Origin of the sequence: Kitasatospora sp. NPDC002227 (assembly GCF_040296285.1) — a bacterium.
Lineage (GTDB): Bacteria > Actinomycetota > Actinomycetes > Streptomycetales > Streptomycetaceae > Kitasatospora.
Genome location: NZ_JBEOWY010000012.1, coordinates 182,907 through 198,344 on the forward strand (window position 1 = coordinate 182,907; position 15,438 = coordinate 198,344).

The window sequence follows — 15,438 nt, forward strand, 5'->3', positions numbered from 1 at the left end:
CGTGGCGACGCCCACCCTGCGGCGTACCCCGGCCCCGGCGGCCCCCACCCAGGGGGCCGCCCGGGCCTACGCCTGGCTCGTCCTGGTCTGCGGCGCCCTCGGGCTGGCCGCCTCCGCCGTCCTCACCGTCGACAAGATCCGGCTGCTCCAGAACCCGGCCTACACCCCCGGCTGCAACCTCAACCCGGTGATCAGTTGCGGCTCGATCATGCGCACCGACCAGGCCTCCGCCTTCGGCTTCCCCAACTCCCTGATCGGCCTGGCCGCCTTCGGCGCCGTCCTGGCCGTCGGCGCCGGCCTGCTCGCGGGGGCGACCTACCGCCGCTGGTTCTGGATCTGCTTCCAGCTCGGCACCCTCCTCGGCCTCGGCTTCACCTGCTGGCTGGTCTACCAGGCCCTCTACGAGATCGGCGCGCTCTGCCCGTACTGCATGGTGGTCTGGGCCGCCGTCCTGCCCCTGGCCTGGTACACCCTCCTCCACCTCCTGGGCCGCCGCCCCCGCCTCCACTGGCTCGTCCCGGCCCTGTGGTACGTCGGCATCGCCCTGCTGATCCTGCACCGCTTCTGGTACTTCTGGCGCACCCTGCCCTGACCTCACGGAGCGGCCGGCCCGGGTGGGAGTCCGCGGGCCGGCCGCTCCGGGTCGGGGCGGTCAGCCGTTGGCGGCCGTGACGTTGACGGCGGCCCAGGCCTGGTCGACGGTCTGGTACTCGACGCTGTCGGTGCCGTAGAGGTCCCCCGCGGCGCTGAGGGTGGCGGTACGGGCGTCGTGGAAGCTCGTGCTGGAGACCATGTAGACGGTCAGGGCCCGGTAGAAGACGGCCAGGGCCTTGTCCCGCCCGATGCCGGTCACCGTAGAGCCGTCGTAGGTGTCGGAGTCGTAGGCGTAGTTGCCGATGGTCTTGGCTCCGCTGCCCTCGGCGAGCAGGTAGAAGGCGTGGGAGGAGACCCCGGAGCCGGCGTGCACCTCGGCGTCCGCCGTGGTGTCCGACCAGTAGTCGATGGTGCCCTCGAGCTGGTCGAGCGAGGGGTGGTCCAAGCGGCGCAGGAAGCCCTGCTGGAGCCCGAGCTTCTCGCCGATCAGGTAGTTGGGCGGGTTGTTGGGGTTGTTGGTGGCGAACTCGACACCGCTGCCGAAGATGTCCGCCAGCGACTCGTTGAGCGCGCCGGGCTCGCCGTACTGGTGGCCCTGGGCGTCGACCCGGGTGGGCTGGAGGTCCGCGGTGGCGTTGACCACACCGTGCGTCAGCTCGTGGCCGGTGACGTCCAGGACGACCAGGGGCTTGGTGAACGTGGTGCCGTCCCCGTCGCCGTACAGCATGCAGGCGCAGTCGGGGTTCCAGTAGGCGTTGCCGACCCGGTAGCCGTAGTGCACCATCGCGTGGGCGCCGGAGCCGTCGCCGGTGATGCCGTTGCGGCCGAACGCCGACCGGTAGAAGTCGAGCGTGCTGGTGACACCGTACTGGGCGTCCACCGCGGCCGAGGTGCGGTTCGCGGTGGTGCCGTTCCCCCACTTGTTGGTGGTGCTGGTGATGGCCGAGCCGGAGGCGAAGTTGGTGTAGGCGATGTTGCGCGCGTCCCGCACTTCGGTGTTACCGCGGGAGGGGTCACGCAGGACGTACGTGGAGCCGGACTGGGTCGTGGTCAGCGGGACGGTGCCCACGAAGAGCGAGTACCCGGTGCCGTTGGCGCCCACCGTCGCGGCGGCCGCGGGGGCGGCGGCGGGCGTCGCGGCCGGGGCGAGGGCCGGGCCCTGACGGTGCAGCTTGGCGACCACGTCGGGCGTCAGGAAGGAGTCGTTGGCCGGGGAGTTGCTCAGCACTCCGCCGGTCGTGGCGTCGACGACCACCGTACGGCTGCCGCCGTCCTCGGTGCTGGTGCTGTCCGTCACCTTGACCCGGTAGGCCAGCACCGGGGTCCGGTCGGCGAGGGCGCTGACGACGAGTTCGGCCTGGCCGGCCTGGCCCTTGGCGGCCGCGGCGGCGGCGGCCCGCGCCTGGTCGGCGGACAGCTTCGGCGTCGTGGCGGGGGTGTCGACCTGACGCTTCGTCGCCCGGGTGACGCCCCGGTAGGCGTTCTTGGCGTCGAGGTGGACGACCAGGTCGGCGCCGAGCACCGGCAGGCCGCGGTGGGTGCGCACGAAGCGGACGTGCTTGCTGCCGTCCCGGTCCACGACGGTGTCGACCGCCTTGAGCCTGTCCTGCGCACCGACGCCGGTCTCGGCGGCGTGGGAGTGGGCGGCCCGGTCGGCGGCGGACACCGCCTGGGCGGCCGCGGTGGTGGCGAGGGGCGAGGCCGAGGCGGTGCCGAGGGCGCCTGCGGTGACGGATGCCGTCGTGGTCATGACAACGACCACGGCCAGGTCGCGTATGCGGGTTGCGCGCATGAGGGTTCCTTCGGGTGGGGGAGGTGGCGGACACCGTCGCGCAGCGGCTGTTCACGCTGCAGGGCATTCGCCGGTGCCGGTGCCGGGACTCTGCCCGAAGGGTCAATCGGACGTAAAGGGGGAAGGAGAATGTTTCTTTTTCTTCACATCTTTAGCCGAAGTCCCGCCCTGCGGCCGGATACTCGGAATTCCGGAAGAAGCCCTGGTCAGCGAGCCGAGCGCACGGATACGCAGGAAATACCGAAGCCGACAGCCCGCCGGAGCTCGAATTGATTGCGTATCCGCATCCTTGGCCCACCCGGATAATTTCCGGCTGCCCCACGGCCTTAGATTTCGAACTCCGGCCCTCCGGTCGGCCGGCGCCCGGCGCAAGACCGGCAGGCTCTCCCGCCCCGACCTCACCCACCCCCGGCCCTGACTCTGCCGCACCGGCCCTGCCGCCGACTTGACGTGGCATCATCTCCCCGGTCCCAATTCCGTCCGAACAGTTGACGGATTGAAGTGCGCATGGCAGCTTCGAGCGGCCTGGGTGTGCACAACAGGTGTCGCACACCCCGCAATCCCCCACAAGGAGAGCCATGTTCAAGGGATTGGCCACCCTCCTCGGCGCTTCCGCGATAGTCGCGGGCACGCTGACGGCCGCCGCCCCCGCACAGGCCGTCCAAGCAGGCGATCTGACCTCCACCATCGCCCTGGACGACTGCTCCGCCTCGCTGGTCCGCTACCCCGCCTCGGTCTCCACCGACCGCGCGATGATGCTGACCAACGGGCACTGCCTGCCGACCATGCCCACCGCCGGCCAGGTCATCCAGAACGTCAGCGCCAGCCGCAGCGGCACGCTGCTCAGCGCCTCCGGCGCCTCGCTGGGCACCGTCCAGGCCGACAAGGTGCTGTACGCGACCATGACCGGCACCGACGTCACCCTCTACGAGCTGACGGACACCTTCGCCTCGATCAGCAGCAAGTACGGCGCCACCGCCCTGACGCTCAGCAGCTCCCACCCGGTCGACGGCTCCTCGATGTTCATCCCCTCGGGGTACTGGAAGCAGACCTGGAACTGCTCGGTCAACGGCTTCGTCCCCACCCTGCGCGAGGACCAGTGGACCTGGCACGACTCGCTGCGCTACAGCTCGGGCTGCAACACCACGCACGGCACCTCGGGCTCGCCGATCGTGGACGCCACCAGCCGCCAGGTCGTCGGGATCAACAACACCGGCAACGACAACGGCGAGATGTGCACCCTCGACAACCCGTGCGAGGTGGCGGCCGACGGCACCACCACGGCCACCAAGGGCCAGAGCTACGGTGAGGAGACCTACTGGTTCACCACCTGCCTGGACGCCAACCGCGCCATCAACCTCAACACCGCCGGCTGCCTGCTCACCAAGCCGGCCGGCAGCGGTACCGTCACGGTCACCAACCCCGGCAGCCAGACGACCGCGGTCAACGGCGCGGCTGACCTGCAGATCAGTGCCGGCGGCGGCACCGCCCCGCTGACCTTCTCCGCCACCGGCCTGCCCGCCGGGCTGTCCATCAGCAGCAGCGGCCGGATCACCGGCACGGCCACCACCGCCGGCAGCTACAACGTCACCGTCACCGCGACGGACGCCGCCAACAAGTCCGGCTCCACCGCGTTCGGCTGGACGGTCACCGGCGGCTCCACCGGCTGCACCCCGGCCCAGCTGCTCGGCAACGCGGGCTTCGAGACCGGCACCGCCGCCCCGTGGACCACCACCTCCGGCGTCGTCGACAACTCCAGCTCCCAGGCCGCCCACTCGGGCTCCTGGAAGGCCTGGATGAACGGCTACGGCTCGGCCCACACCGACACCGTCTCGCAGACCGTCACCATCCCGGCCGGCTGCAAGGCGACCCTGAGCTTCTGGCTCCACATAGACACCGCCGAGACCGGCACCACCGCCTACGACAAGCTCACCGTGAGCGTCAACGGCACCGCGCTCAAGACCTACTCCAACGTGGACGCGGCCACCGGCTACACCCAGCGCACCTTCGACCTCTCCGCCTACGCGGGCCAGAGCGTCACCATCAAGTTCAACGGCGTGGAGGACTCCTCCCTCCAGACCAGCTTCGTGATCGACGACACCGCCCTGCAGACCAGCTGAGCCCAGCGGCCTCCCGGCCACGCCCGACAGCGGGGGTGGCCGGGAGGCCTGCGTTCCAGGACGAGGCATGCATTCCGGGATCCGGGGGAGCCGACAGTGAGGGACGCACCGCCACCGGGGCGGCGCCCCCTGGCTGAGGAGGCACCATGAACGGCACCGGCAGCGGTGACTTCCCGATCTGGGACTTCCGGGAGACCGCCGGACACGTCACGGGCAGCGACCTGGTCGGCTTCCACGTCGAGGCCGTGGACGGCTCGATCGGCAAGGTCGACCGGCTCTCCGACCTGGTCGAGGACTCCTACCTGGTGGTGGACACCGGCCCGTGGGTCTTCGGCCGGCTCGTCCTGCTCCCCGCCGGCACCGTCCTGCGGGTCGACCAGGCCGACCGGAAGGTCTACGTCGACCGGACGAAGTCCGAGATCAAGCACGCCCCGCCGCTCGTCCCCGACTTCCACGAGCAGGAGACCGCGGCCGCCAACCGCGACCGCTACACCGCCTACTACGGCCCGTTCTACGGCAACCCCGTCCGCTGAACCCACCGGAAGGAGACTGACGTGAACCGCACCCACGCCTTCCGGGCCGGCCGGGCCGCCGAGCACGTCCGGCACGGTTACCGGCGGCTGACACCCCGCTTCGGACCGACCGCCGCGCAGCGCCGCGAGACCCGGCGGCGCCGCGCCGCCGGCTTCACCGCGGTCGGCCTGCTCGGCCTGGCCGGGGCCCTGCTCCAACGCCGCGCCGCCCACCAGGCGGACACCCTGGACGACGTCGAGCCGGACACCACCCGACCGTCCTGACCCGCCCGGGGACCGCCGGCTTCCCGGCCTACCGCCAACGGACCGCGACCGGGCGCAGCAGCCGCTGGTGCGCCCCCGTCGCCAGCATCCGCACCTCGCCCCGGTCGCTGATCTCCGCGCACAGGATGCCGCTGGAGTCGCGGTAGAGCGGATACCCGCCGGGGCCGGTGCCCTCCTGGCGCTCCACCACGACCACGTCGGGGGCGCCCGGCTCCCCGGTGGCGGCGGTGCGGCGGAACGTCAGCTCGTAGCTCTGGTGGATCACGGGTCTCCTCGGGGGTGCTCCCGCCGTGCGGCGGGAGCCGTCCGTCTACCCGGTCTGGCCCGACCCATGCCCGGCTCCTCCGAGCAGGGCCTGCCGCTACTCGCCGGTGCGGCCGTCGGCGAGCTCGCGGACGATGTCCAGGTGCCCGGCGTGGCGGGCGTACTCCTGGAGGACGTGGAACAGGATCCAGCCCAGCGTGGGCCGTGCCGAGCCGTCGTCCACGAACCGGCCGCCGACGGCGGCCTCGGTGGTCAGCGGGGTGCCCGTGACGATCTCGCGGGTCCGTGCGCCGCCCGCGTGCAGGGCGGCCAGCAGCTCGGCGGCGCTCTCCTCGGGGCCGACGTACCAGCGGTCCGCCGGGCCCCGGTCGCCCCAGGGCGCGGCCACCTGTTCGGCCAGGAAGCCCCAGCGCAGCCAGCGCTGCTCCATGTGCACCAGGTGCTTGAGCAGCTCCAGCGGGCTCCAGCCGGAGGGCACCAGGGCGCGGCGCAGCTCCGCGTCCGACCGGCCCTCGACCTTGGCGCCGACCGCCGAGCGGTAGTAGTCCAGATAGTCCAGCAACAGCTCGCTCGGGTCGGCGAGTCGCATCGACGGCTCGGGCAGGTGCCGGGGCTGAGAGTTCGTCATGCGCCAGAGTCTTCCACCTGGTCGGTCCTCCCCCACGGCGGGGGCAGCGAGGCGCCCGCCAGCGCGCCGCCGTACACGGTGTAGCCGACACCGATCAGCCAGGACTGGACGATCAGGACGGTTCCCACCGACCCGTACGAGACGGCGTTGGAGACGATCAGCGGCGCGAACACCAGCCGGGAGAAGACCCGCAGGCCGGCCAGCGCGCCGACGGTGGCGACCGCCCCGGGCAGCAGGCGGCGCCACGGCAGGCGCCCGGCCAGCAGCAGGTGCTGCAGCCACCAGAAGAAGGCGGTGCCGCCGAGCAGGGTGGTCACCCCGCGCAGGGCGGACTCGGCCCACGTCCCGGGCCAGGGCACTCCGCTCCAGGCGGCGGCCAGGATGTAGCCGATCAGCCCGGCCAGCGCGATCGCCTGGCGCCACAGGTGCTGCCAGTGCGCGGGGCTCAGGCCCCAGATCCGCTCGTACGCGTTCTGGATCGCGGCCATCAGCGAGAGGCCGAAGATCGCCAGGGCGGCGAGGCTCAGCCCGGTGGTGGTGCCGAGCACCTGCCGGGGCGAGGTGAACAGCTCCCGCACCGCCGCCGCAGACCGGCCGGCCAGCCCGAGCCCGTCCACCAGCCAGTCCGAGATCCCGCTCCCCTCGGTCGGCGAGGCCGCCGCGATCACCACCAACAGCGGGATGAGCGTCACGAAGCACAGTGCCGCGAACGCCATCGCCCGGTGCAACAGCTCGACCTCCCGCCCGACCTCCCACATCGCCCGCCCCACCGCCCCGACCCGCGCGCGCACCGCCGCCACCCGCACTCCGCCTCGCGCACTCATCCCACCCACGCTAGGGCCTGTCCGGCCGATCCGGTCGGATCAGCGCGCGGCGTCGAGGGCCCGGCCCGCCGACTCCCTGCCGGTCACCGCCCCGGAGCCGCACGTCCCCTTCAGCCGACCGAGCGCTACCCGAGGTCGATGACCATGCCCTCCGCCGCCGCGGTCACCCGGCCCGCGAAGGCGGCCCGGGCCTCGGCGACGGACCTGGCCCGGTCGCTGCCGGGCCAGAAGTGGGTGAGCAGCAGGTGCTGCGCGCCGGCGCGGCCGGCCCAGGCGGCGGCCGTCGTGGCGCTCAGCAGGTGGGGGTCGTCGGGGTCGCCGTCCTGGAGGGTGGTGCCGGCGATGAACAGGTCCGCCCCGGCGGCCAGCCGGGCGAGCGCCGGGGCGGGGCCGGCATCGCCGCTGTAGGCGACGGTGAGCCCGGGAGCGGTCAGGCGGAGTCCGGCGTGCGGCACGTGGTGGGGCAACTGCTCCGCGTCGAGCCGGAACGGGCCGAGTCGGTGGCGCGCCGGGAGCGGGTGGACGGTGAAGACGTCGGCCAGGCTCTCGGTCGGCTCCATCGCCTGCACTCGCCCGACCACCCCTGGCGTGCAGTACAGCGGCAGCCGGGGGCCCCGCTCCGGCGCGAAGTAGCGGGCCCGGCTCAGCGCGCTGAGGTCGGCGCAGTGGTCGGGGTGCTCGTGCGTGATCACCACGGCGTCCAACTCCCCGGCGGGGCAGTGCTCGAGGAGTCGGGGGAAGGTCGCGTACCCGAGGTCGAGCACCAGCCGGTACCCGTCGTACTCCAGCAGGAACCCGCTCGCCCCGCACCCGGCAGCCTCGGGCCAGGCCCCGCACGTCCCCAGCACAGTCAGTCGGCGCATCGTCAGATGCTACCCGGCCGCCCGACGGTGCTCAGTCCGCGGGCCGGGCCCAGTGCTGCCATGGCTGCGCCGCGATCCACTCGGCGAGCGGCGTGGTCCGGATGCCCAGTGCCCGCTCGCTCTGCTGCCGACCCCCGTCCAGCAGCAGAGCGCCGGCTTCGGTGGCCGCGTGGTGGTAGACCCCGGCCACCCCGGCCGCCGCCTCGGCGCCGAGCGCCTGGGCCAGCCCGGCCTCGAACTCGGCGGGAGGCAGCGGCAGATAGCTGACCTCGCGGCCGAGCGCCTCGCCGAACGCCGCCGCGAGCTCGGCGCCGGTGACGCTCTCGCCGCCGAGCTCGACGGTCTGCCCGATCAGCTCGGGCCGGCCCAGCGCGGCCACCGTCGCGGCCGCCAAGTCCCGGTGCGAGAGCCAGGCCACCCGCGCCTCGGACGGCAGCGGGTAGGCCAGCACCCCGTCGTTCACCAGTGCGGGGCCGGTCCACGGACTGAACAGGTTCTCCAGGTACACCGGCGGTCGCAGCACGGTCAGCGGCAGGCCGCTCTCGCGCAGCACCTGCTCGGCGACCCGCCGGTTCTCGAACGCCGCGTACCCGGTACGGGCCTGCGGGATACGGGTGTTGGTGTTGAACACCAGCTGCTCGATCCCGGCCGCCCGGGCCGCCGCCACGATGGTGCGGACGTACCCCACCACCGTCTCGGTGTCGTGGACCAGGGGCAGCACCACCGAGGCGTGCGTGATGCCCTCGAACGCCCGCCGGAGGTCCGCCGCGTCGGCGAGATCGCCGGACACGAAGCTCACGCCCGGCACTTCGGGCGCCGGCCGGCCTGCCCCGGGCGGCCTGGCGAAGCCCCGGACCAGCTGCCCGCGCTCCGCCAGCAGCCGGGCGACCGCACCCCCTTGGTGGCCTGCGGCCCCCAGGACCAGAAAGTTCGGTTGCTTGTTTCCGCTCATGTCCGCCATGGCCTCTCCTGCGTTCCGACGACTTGCACGAACAGAATGTCCGGCGCGGTAGCGTGGTCTCAATCAACAGAACGCTCCACCGATTCAAGGATCGTCCGGCTTTGCTCACCGACGACACGCTCAGCTCGCTGCTCATGCCGCTGCGCCTGCGCGGGGTGTTCCGGAGCCGCTGGACGGCCGGCGCCCCCTGGGCCGTCCGGGGCCGGGAGGAGGACTGCGCCGTCCTGCACTACCTGACCTCCGGCAGTTGCCTGCTGACCCTGCCCGAAGCTCCGGAGCCGGTCCGCCTGCACGCCGGTGACCTGGCGCTGTTCCCGCACGGGACGGAGCACACGCTCTCCGACGCCCCCGGGCGCACCGCGCTGCCGCTGCACCTCGCGCTCCCCGACCGGGTTCCTGGCAGCACCGACACGCTGCGGGTCGGCGGCTCCGGCGAGGAGGTGCGGCTGATGTGCGGCGGACTGCACCACGGACCGCTCGGCGACTCGCCGTTCTACCGCTCGCTCCCGGCGGTGATCCTGATGAGGCGCCAGGACCTTCAGCACCATCCGCTCCTGGTCCGGACGCTGGAGAGCCTGGCCGGCACGGAGCCGGGCTCCGAGACCGCCGCCGAGGCGATCACGCTCCGGGCCTTCGAGCTCGTCCTGCTGCTCGCCCTCCACCTCACGCTCAGCAAGGGGCCGTTGCTGCCGGCCCCGTCCGGCACCCATGGGCATCCGGGCGTCGGGCGGGCACTCGGAGCCATGAGCGGCGATCTCGGCCGGCCCTGGACCTTGCCCGAACTGGCCCGCGAAGCCGCGATGTCACGCACCACCTTCAGCGCCGCCTTCCGCGACCTCCTCGGCGAACCCCCCGCCCGGCACCTGACCAGGCTCCGGATGCAGGAGGCCGCCCGGCTGCTCACCGAGACCACCGACAACCAGCACAGCATCGCCGCCAAGGTGGGCTACCGGAGCACCGTCGGCCTCCACCTGGCCTTCCGCAAATGGTTCGACATGCCTCCGGGCGAGTACCGCAGCCGCCACACCGCACACCGGGGCTCCGCCCACTGACCACCCGGCCGGTCCCCAACTGCCGTCCCCTGTGGACTCCAGGCGGCATCCGGCGGACGATCTCGCCACATCTATGGACGAGGCACTGACTGACACGCAGCTCGACGCGATGGAGAGGCGCATCGCCGAGCAGGACGACGAGATGCATCTCAGAGGGCGGTACGCAAGGATCTGCCCACTCCGACCGTCGCCCGCAGATTCGACCAAGTCCTTCTGGGTGTCGAGCACCACCATGCTGGGATCGGCCAATCGGTTCCTCTTCTCGCGGACCTGCCGGCGCAGCAGGTCGTGGATGACCTGGTCAGTGCCGTCATTGCGCCATGTGTAGAAGTAGTGCTTCACCGCGCCGGGGGGTGGAAGGTCGTCGCGAGGCAGTCCCACTGGCAGCCGGTCCGGGACTGGTGGAGCAGGGCGTTGACGATCTCCCGCATCTCGTAGCGGCCTTCGTGGCCGCGTTCGTCCGACAAGTCGCTCTTGTAGGGCTTGCGATCACTCACGCAGTCACCTCAGCACGGCGCCGGCCCTGCGACCGGCTGGAGGTGGCAAGGCCACACGTGTTCAGGCGACAACAGAACGGGCTTACTGACTTCGGCGCTTCAGGGTGACGGTTCGGTCGGGCGTTGCTGACGGTTAGTCACGTATTCTTGCTCGCTGGCGTGGCCGCGTGAGTATCCGCCTGGGCACAGTGCCCGGCTCGCGGTACGGTCGGGGTCACGGTTGTCGGCAACAAGGGGGATCGCGCATGCTGTCCGAGGCGTTGACCGCGCTGGCCATGTCCGGTGGGACGGCGGTGATGAGTGCGGCAGGGACCGAGGCCTGGGAGGGGTTCCGGGGCCGGGTGGCCGCCTGGTTCGGGCGAGGGGACACCCGGCGTGAGAGCGCCGAGCTTGAGCGGCTGGGCCGCACTGCCGCCGAGCTCGCGGCGGCCGAGGGCGGGCAGTTGGAGCGGCTCCGGATCCGCCAGGAGGCCTCCTGGCAGGCCCGGTTCGAGGCGTTCCTGGAGGACCTGCCGGAGGACGAGCGCGAGCGCGCCGGCGAGGCGCTGCGCGAGCTGCTGGCCGCGAGCGCGGCCCAGGCCCGGGTGTCGGCCGGGGACGGCGGGATGGCGGTCGGCGGAAACGTGCAGATCAGCGCCCAGGAAGGCTCGGTCGCCGCCGGTGTGATCCACGGGGGCGTGCAGCTCGGCCACCCTCAGACGCCGGATCCGTTCCAGGGCTGAACGGACCGGCCACGCCAAGCCCGTCACAGACCTCGCCACCGCCGCCGCTCACTGGGGTGCAGGCGAGCAACCACAGCTTCGCCGTCGGCCACGCCGACCAGGTGGCCTACTACGCCGGTCGACATGCTCCGGCCGCCTGGCCGCATCGGGTCGGGGCGGTCCCGAGCGCTGCGCACTGCTTCCAGCGCCGAGCCGTTCTCGATACTCCCGACACCCCTGCGCGCTGCCGGATACTGGTCGGCGCCGCCGGGACCGGCAAGACCCAGCTGGCCGCGCACGAGGCCCGCACCGCCTGGCAGGCCGGGCAGATCGACCTGCTGGTCTGGGTCGCCGCCGACAGCCGCGCGGCGATCCTGACCACCTACGCCCAGGCCATCGCCGAGATCACCGGTCGTGACCCGGCCGATCCGGAGCAGGGCGCGCGGGAGTTCCTGGCCTGGCTCCGGCCGGGCGGGGCCGGGGCGACGGTGCGCCGACTGATCGTCCTGGACGGTCTGGTCGACCCCGACGACCTGCGCGGACTCTGGCCGTCGGACCGGCCCGCGGGGCGGACCCTGGTCACCACCTGGCGCCGGGACGTGGCCCGCGAGGGGCTCGGCCGAGAGGTGGTCACCGTGCCGTCGTTCGGCTCCGCCGAGGCCTTCGGCTATCTGACGGCGGTGCTCGCCGCGTCCGGCCGGGTCGAGCCGGCCGAGCAGCTGGAGGCGCTCGCCCGAGAGTTGGGACACCTCCCGCTCGCACTCGCGCAGGCCGCCGCCTACCTGTCCAGTACCGGTCTGAGCTGCGCCGACTACCTCCGCCTGCTCGGCCCCGACGGCCGGCGGCTGGCCGACCTCGTGCCGGACCCGGGCGGACTGCCGGACGCGCAGAGCCTGCCGCTGCGGTACGCCTGGGACCTCGCGCTGGAGCGCGCCGACGCCATGGAACCGGTCGGGACGGCTCGGCTGCTGCTGGAACTGGCGGCGCCGCTGGCTTCCGACGGCGTTCCGGCGGCGGTGCTGATCGCTGCGGGCGGGTACCTCGACCAGCAGCAGACCGACCGCCCGGCAGCGGGCGGGGAGCCGGAAGAGCGCGCCGAAAGGGCGCTCGCCCTGCTGCACCGGTGGAGCCTGCTCGACTACGACCCGGCGGACCGGGACCGGTCGGTGCGGGTCCACCCGATGGTGCAGCGCGCCGTCCGCGAGAGCGTGCCCGCGAACCGGGCCGAGGAGCTGGCCGCCGCGGCCGCCAACCTGCTCTTCGCCGCGTCCCGGAAGCCGGCGGACGAAACGGACTCGATCAGTCTCTTCCTGGTTCACCCGCTGAAGGAACACGCGCCGGGCCGGCGTCCACGCGGCCTCGATCTCCCTCCGGAGGTGCTGCGCTCCAACGTCGAGGCGCTGACCCGCACCGCCCCGGACCTGATGCTGGGCTCCGGCGAGCCCGGGCTCCGGTACGGGTTCAGTACCGGTCACGGGATGCACGAGCTCGTGCTCCGGGTCGGCGACACGCTGGCGGACGACGGCCGGCCCCAGGCCGCACTGGACTACTTCGAAACGCTGCTGCGGGCGACGGTCGACCGCCTGGGAGCCCGGCACGAGTCCGTGACGAAGCTGCGCGACCGGATCGCCCGGCTGCGGGCGGAGTCCGGCGACCTCACCGCCGCGATCAACGAGTACCGGCGGATGATCGAGGATCACCTGGAGCTGCTGGCTACGGAATACGAGCTGGACCACGCCCAGCGGGTTCGCCTGGTCGGCGAGGTCATCGGGCTGCGCTATCGCCTGGCCCACTGGCTCGAACAGGCCGGCAACCTGCCGGACGTCGCACGCGTCTACCGCGACCTGCTCGCCGACGACGGCTACCTCGCGACCCTCGCCGGAAGGACGCCCACGCCCGACTTCACCCTGCGTTGCAACGCCGCCGAGTGGCAGGGAAGGGGGGAAGACGCGACCGGGGCGGCGGTCATGTACCGCCAGCTCGTCGGTGAGCAGTTCCGCGCGTACGGGCGAGAGGACCCGCGCACCTTCGACACCCGTTTCCGCTTCGGCCACTGGCTGGGCGAGTCGGGCGACGCGCGGGGCGCCGTGACCGTCCTGGGTGACCTGCTCAAGGACCAACTCCGCCTGGAGTCGCGGGAGATTGCCTGGGGGACTCGGAACACGCGGTCGAACCCGCACGCGGCAGCCGCCACCACCGATCGGTCCGCGATCTTCCGCACCCGGGCCGCCCTCGCCCGCTGGCGCGGCCAGTCCGGCGACCCTCGCGGCGCAGTGGCCCTCCTCTCCGACCTGCTGAACGAGCAACTGCGTGTCCTCCGCCCGGACCATCCCGACCTCGCGACCACCCGGCAGGCACTCACGTACTGGCAGGAACAATCCCGGGGCAGGGGGTGGCTACGAGGGAGGTAGCCCCTGCCAGCCGCTTACCCCCAGCGGCGGCTGGCGCGGGCAGCTGGACCAGCAGTCAGAGTCGGTGGGCCCTTTTCAGCTCCGCAGCTCCAGAGTTGTGACGGCATCGGCGGCTAGCGCTTCTGACCTCGGCGCTCAAGGTGATGGCGGTGGGAGGTCGAGGGAGAGTCCAGCTCCGGCGAGGAAGCCGTCGAGGACGTCAGCGCGAGACTGCGCTTGACGTGGGCCCACAGATACTCGGCCGCGTTCAGCTCGGGTGCGTAGGCGGGCAGGATGAACACCGTCAGCCAGTCTCGCGCACCGATCAAGTCGCGCATGGCATAGGAGACATGGGTGTTGAGTCGGTCCCAGACCAGCACGATCGGCGTCCTCACCAGCTGGTGGATTCCGTCGATCAGACCGATGTAGTCGCGCTCGGACAGGCTGCGACGCTCGCCCTTGCGCCCGGTATGGCGCCGCAGCCGATGGCACAGCCGGGTCCGCGAACCCGGGCGCATCGCCAGCAGCCCGGCGGCCGAGACCCGACCGGAGCCCCGGCCGCAGACCTTCACGACCGGGGTGATGCCGCGGCGTCCCCATGGGCGCCCTTTCGGCGGCCTGCGGGTGAAGCCGGCTTCGCCCTCGAAGCAGATCCATCCGTCGCAGGCCGCCCGAGCGCTTCTACCTCCGCCCAGGTCACCTCCTTCCACGCGGCCACGGCCTGTTCGTCGCGTTCAGCGGCACGCCGTGCGGGCACCTGCGGGGTGAAGCCCAGCCGGCGCGATCAGTGCGGCCACCCGCGCACCGGTCCACACCTGGTCCTCATCCCAGCCGTGGGCGGCCGGCCTCCGGTCGAGGTACACGGCCGGCTTCTCCTGGCACCGCACGGACAGCTTGCACCGCTGCCCATGCTGCCCGCGCGAGCCCAACGCCGCCGCCCCGCCCTGCTCCCAGACCCGGTGCCACTGGTAGGCCGACTTGCAGCTCACCCGCAGCTGGCGGGCGACCTCCGGAGGCTTGCATCCATCGCCGAACGGCGCGGCAGCCTCCAGACGTACGGCCTCGTGGAGCTGACGTGCCTTCGCTGTCAGCCCACCCCCGTCCGCATATCGCATGCCAGACGGTCTACCGCGACAGATGACCATCCGTCAGCGAAATGACAGACCCACCACCCCAAAAGAGCCGATGTCAGTAATCTCCCATTCCGCCCTCCGGGAGGTTCATCGGCGGGCAGGAGGTGCTCGGTCCGGACCAGCAGTTGGATGCCGATCTCGACTTCATCGCCGCTGCCCGGCAGGACATGCCTCGCCTGATCGCCGGGGTGCGGAGGCCGAGCATGCTCGTGGAGCAAGGCGTCTGAGGTAGTTCTCCGACCGGCAATCGGCATGAGACGCCACCTGCGGGCCCAGCGTGCTCACGGCGTCGGAACCGTCATGGACAGCCCTGCCCGCCGGGCCGAGCCTGCTCCCCAGGCTCCCTCCGACGCGCAGTCAGCGGCTTCCGCCAAGATCGCCGCTCGGAGGACTTGGTGACCGCCCGCCATGTTCCGATTCGACAGAGGAACTGAGGAACTATTGGGGCAAATCGGCATCATTGGAACACGATTTGACTCCCTCTGCGCATAGCTTCATCGTTCCCGTCGAACAGCCGCACGACCGCGGACTTACCGCGGAGGACGAAAAGAGCGTCATGTCCAGTTTCAGAACCTTGTCCGAGATGAGGAGACCGGGAGCGAGGAGCCGGCGCGCAGCGCGGTTCGTCGCCGTCGCGGTGACCAGTGCTGTGGGTCTCGGGATGCTGGGTGCTCCGGCGGCGCTGGCCGCTGCTCCCAAGGCCGCCGACGCCAAGCCGTCGCTGACCCCGCTCCAGCAGGGCGTCATCGACGCGCGGGCGAAGGCGAAGTCGACCGGTAAGCCGGTCGTGGTCGACCAGATGACCACCGAGACGTCGCTGAC

14 protein-coding genes and 3 pseudogenes are annotated in these 15,438 nt (G+C 72.1%); 9 read left to right on the plus strand and 8 right to left on the minus strand.

The genetic code is table 11. From position 1 onward, the window contains the following. Nucleotide 1 precedes the first annotated feature (1 nt). Nucleotides 2-592, plus strand: a complete 591-nt coding sequence (locus ABT095_RS14115; RefSeq protein WP_350529633.1) for a vitamin K epoxide reductase family protein — start codon at nt 2-4, stop codon at nt 590-592. Nucleotides 593-652: 60 nt separating this feature from the next. On the opposite strand, the gene ABT095_RS14120 is transcribed toward ABT095_RS14115, so the two are convergent. Further along, nucleotides 653-2,386, minus strand: a complete 1,734-nt coding sequence (locus tag ABT095_RS14120; protein ID WP_350529634.1) for a M4 family metallopeptidase — start codon at nt 2,384-2,386, stop codon at nt 653-655. A gap of 578 nt (nt 2,387-2,964) precedes the next feature. Between ABT095_RS14120 and ABT095_RS14125 the strand changes: the two are divergent. The 4 genes and pseudogenes from ABT095_RS14125 to ABT095_RS14140 all read left to right on the plus strand — a co-directional run. Beyond that, nucleotides 2,965-3,579: pseudogene (locus tag ABT095_RS14125) on the plus strand (trypsin-like peptidase domain-containing protein); the annotation flags it as partial. A 207-nt stretch (nt 3,580-3,786) separates the two neighbouring features. Next, nucleotides 3,787-4,506 (plus strand): annotated as a pseudogene (locus ABT095_RS14130) (Ig domain-containing protein); the annotation flags it as partial. A 146-nt stretch (nt 4,507-4,652) separates the two neighbouring features. Continuing rightward, nucleotides 4,653-5,039, plus strand: a complete 387-nt coding sequence (locus ABT095_RS14135; protein ID WP_350529635.1) for a PRC-barrel domain-containing protein — start codon at nt 4,653-4,655, stop codon at nt 5,037-5,039. 21 nt (nt 5,040-5,060) lie between these two features. Continuing rightward, nucleotides 5,061-5,303 carry a hypothetical protein gene (locus ABT095_RS14140; RefSeq protein WP_350529636.1) on the plus strand — a complete coding sequence of 81 codons (243 nt, stop codon included), beginning with the start codon at nt 5,061-5,063 and terminating at the stop codon, nt 5,301-5,303. A 28-nt stretch (nt 5,304-5,331) separates the two neighbouring features. Here ABT095_RS14140 and ABT095_RS14145 read toward each other — a convergent pair whose 3' ends face one another. The 5 genes from ABT095_RS14145 to ABT095_RS14165 form a co-directional block, all read right to left on the minus strand. Continuing rightward, nucleotides 5,332-5,568 (minus strand): DUF6296 family protein, encoded by a 237-nt coding sequence (locus ABT095_RS14145; RefSeq protein WP_350529637.1) that lies wholly within the window; start codon nt 5,566-5,568, stop codon nt 5,332-5,334. Nucleotides 5,569-5,664: 96 nt separating this feature from the next. Further along, complete coding sequence (locus ABT095_RS14150; protein ID WP_350529638.1) at nt 5,665-6,195, minus strand: DinB family protein; 531 nt, start codon at nt 6,193-6,195, stop codon at nt 5,665-5,667. Next, nucleotides 6,192-7,019: a YhjD/YihY/BrkB family envelope integrity protein gene (locus tag ABT095_RS14155; RefSeq protein ID WP_350529639.1), complete on the minus strand. Its 828-nt coding sequence runs from the start codon at nt 7,017-7,019 to the stop codon at nt 6,192-6,194. The genes ABT095_RS14150 and ABT095_RS14155 overlap by 4 nt, the downstream gene beginning before the upstream one ends. Nucleotides 7,020-7,144: 125 nt before the next feature. Next, nucleotides 7,145-7,882, minus strand: a complete 738-nt coding sequence (locus ABT095_RS14160; protein WP_350529640.1) for an MBL fold metallo-hydrolase — start codon at nt 7,880-7,882, stop codon at nt 7,145-7,147. A 31-nt stretch (nt 7,883-7,913) separates the two neighbouring features. Continuing rightward, nucleotides 7,914-8,843 carry an SDR family oxidoreductase gene (locus ABT095_RS14165; RefSeq protein WP_350529641.1) on the minus strand — a complete coding sequence of 310 codons (930 nt, stop codon included), beginning with the start codon at nt 8,841-8,843 and terminating at the stop codon, nt 7,914-7,916. A gap of 101 nt (nt 8,844-8,944) precedes the next feature. Between ABT095_RS14165 and ABT095_RS14170 the strand changes: the two genes are divergently transcribed. Next, the gene (locus ABT095_RS14170) at nt 8,945-9,895 is read left to right on the plus strand and encodes an AraC family transcriptional regulator (protein ID WP_350529642.1); all 951 of its coding nucleotides are present in this window, start codon (nt 8,945-8,947) and stop codon (nt 9,893-9,895) included. A 338-nt stretch (nt 9,896-10,233) separates the two neighbouring features. Here ABT095_RS14170 and ABT095_RS38855 read toward each other — a convergent pair whose 3' ends face one another. After that, nucleotides 10,234-10,392 (minus strand): transposase, encoded by a 159-nt coding sequence (locus ABT095_RS38855; protein ID WP_502884871.1) that lies wholly within the window; start codon nt 10,390-10,392, stop codon nt 10,234-10,236. 245 nt (nt 10,393-10,637) lie between these two features. Here ABT095_RS38855 and ABT095_RS14180 point away from each other — a divergent pair, with 245 nt between their 5' ends. Continuing rightward, nucleotides 10,638-11,114, plus strand: a complete 477-nt coding sequence (locus ABT095_RS14180; protein WP_350529643.1) for a hypothetical protein — start codon at nt 10,638-10,640, stop codon at nt 11,112-11,114. Nucleotides 11,115-11,170: 56 nt separating this feature from the next. After that, the gene (locus tag ABT095_RS14185) at nt 11,171-13,504 is read left to right on the plus strand and encodes a tetratricopeptide repeat-containing protein (protein ID WP_350529644.1); all 2,334 of its coding nucleotides are present in this window, start codon (nt 11,171-11,173) and stop codon (nt 13,502-13,504) included. Between the two features lie 135 nt (nt 13,505-13,639). Here the strand turns inward: ABT095_RS14185 and ABT095_RS38860 are convergent. After that, nucleotides 13,640-14,598 (minus strand): annotated as a pseudogene (locus ABT095_RS38860) (IS630 family transposase). 122 nt (nt 14,599-14,720) lie between these two features. On the opposite strand from ABT095_RS38860, the gene ABT095_RS14200 reads away from it, so the two are divergent. Beyond that, the gene (locus tag ABT095_RS14200; protein ID WP_350529646.1) at nt 14,721-14,843 is read left to right on the plus strand and encodes a hypothetical protein; all 123 of its coding nucleotides are present in this window, start codon (nt 14,721-14,723) and stop codon (nt 14,841-14,843) included. Nucleotides 14,844-15,438: the final 595 nt, after the last annotated feature.

Excerpts from the sequence above, each read along its gene's own strand:
- ABT095_RS14155 (WP_350529639.1), bottom strand. The coding sequence starts at position 7,019 with ATGAGTGCGCGAGGCGGAGTGCGGGTGGCGGCGGTGCGCGCGCGGGTC.
- ABT095_RS14160 (WP_350529640.1), bottom strand. The coding sequence starts at position 7,882 with ATGCGCCGACTGACTGTGCTGGGGACGTGCGGGGCCTGGCCCGAGGCT.
- ABT095_RS14120 (WP_350529634.1), bottom strand. The coding sequence starts at position 2,386 with ATGCGCGCAACCCGCATACGCGACCTGGCCGTGGTCGTTGTCATGACC.
- ABT095_RS14135 (WP_350529635.1), top strand. The coding sequence starts at position 4,653 with ATGAACGGCACCGGCAGCGGTGACTTCCCGATCTGGGACTTCCGGGAG.
- ABT095_RS14150 (WP_350529638.1), bottom strand. The coding sequence starts at position 6,195 with ATGACGAACTCTCAGCCCCGGCACCTGCCCGAGCCGTCGATGCGACTC.
- ABT095_RS14165 (WP_350529641.1), bottom strand. The coding sequence starts at position 8,843 with ATGGCGGACATGAGCGGAAACAAGCAACCGAACTTTCTGGTCCTGGGG.
- ABT095_RS14180 (WP_350529643.1), top strand. The coding sequence starts at position 10,638 with ATGCTGTCCGAGGCGTTGACCGCGCTGGCCATGTCCGGTGGGACGGCG.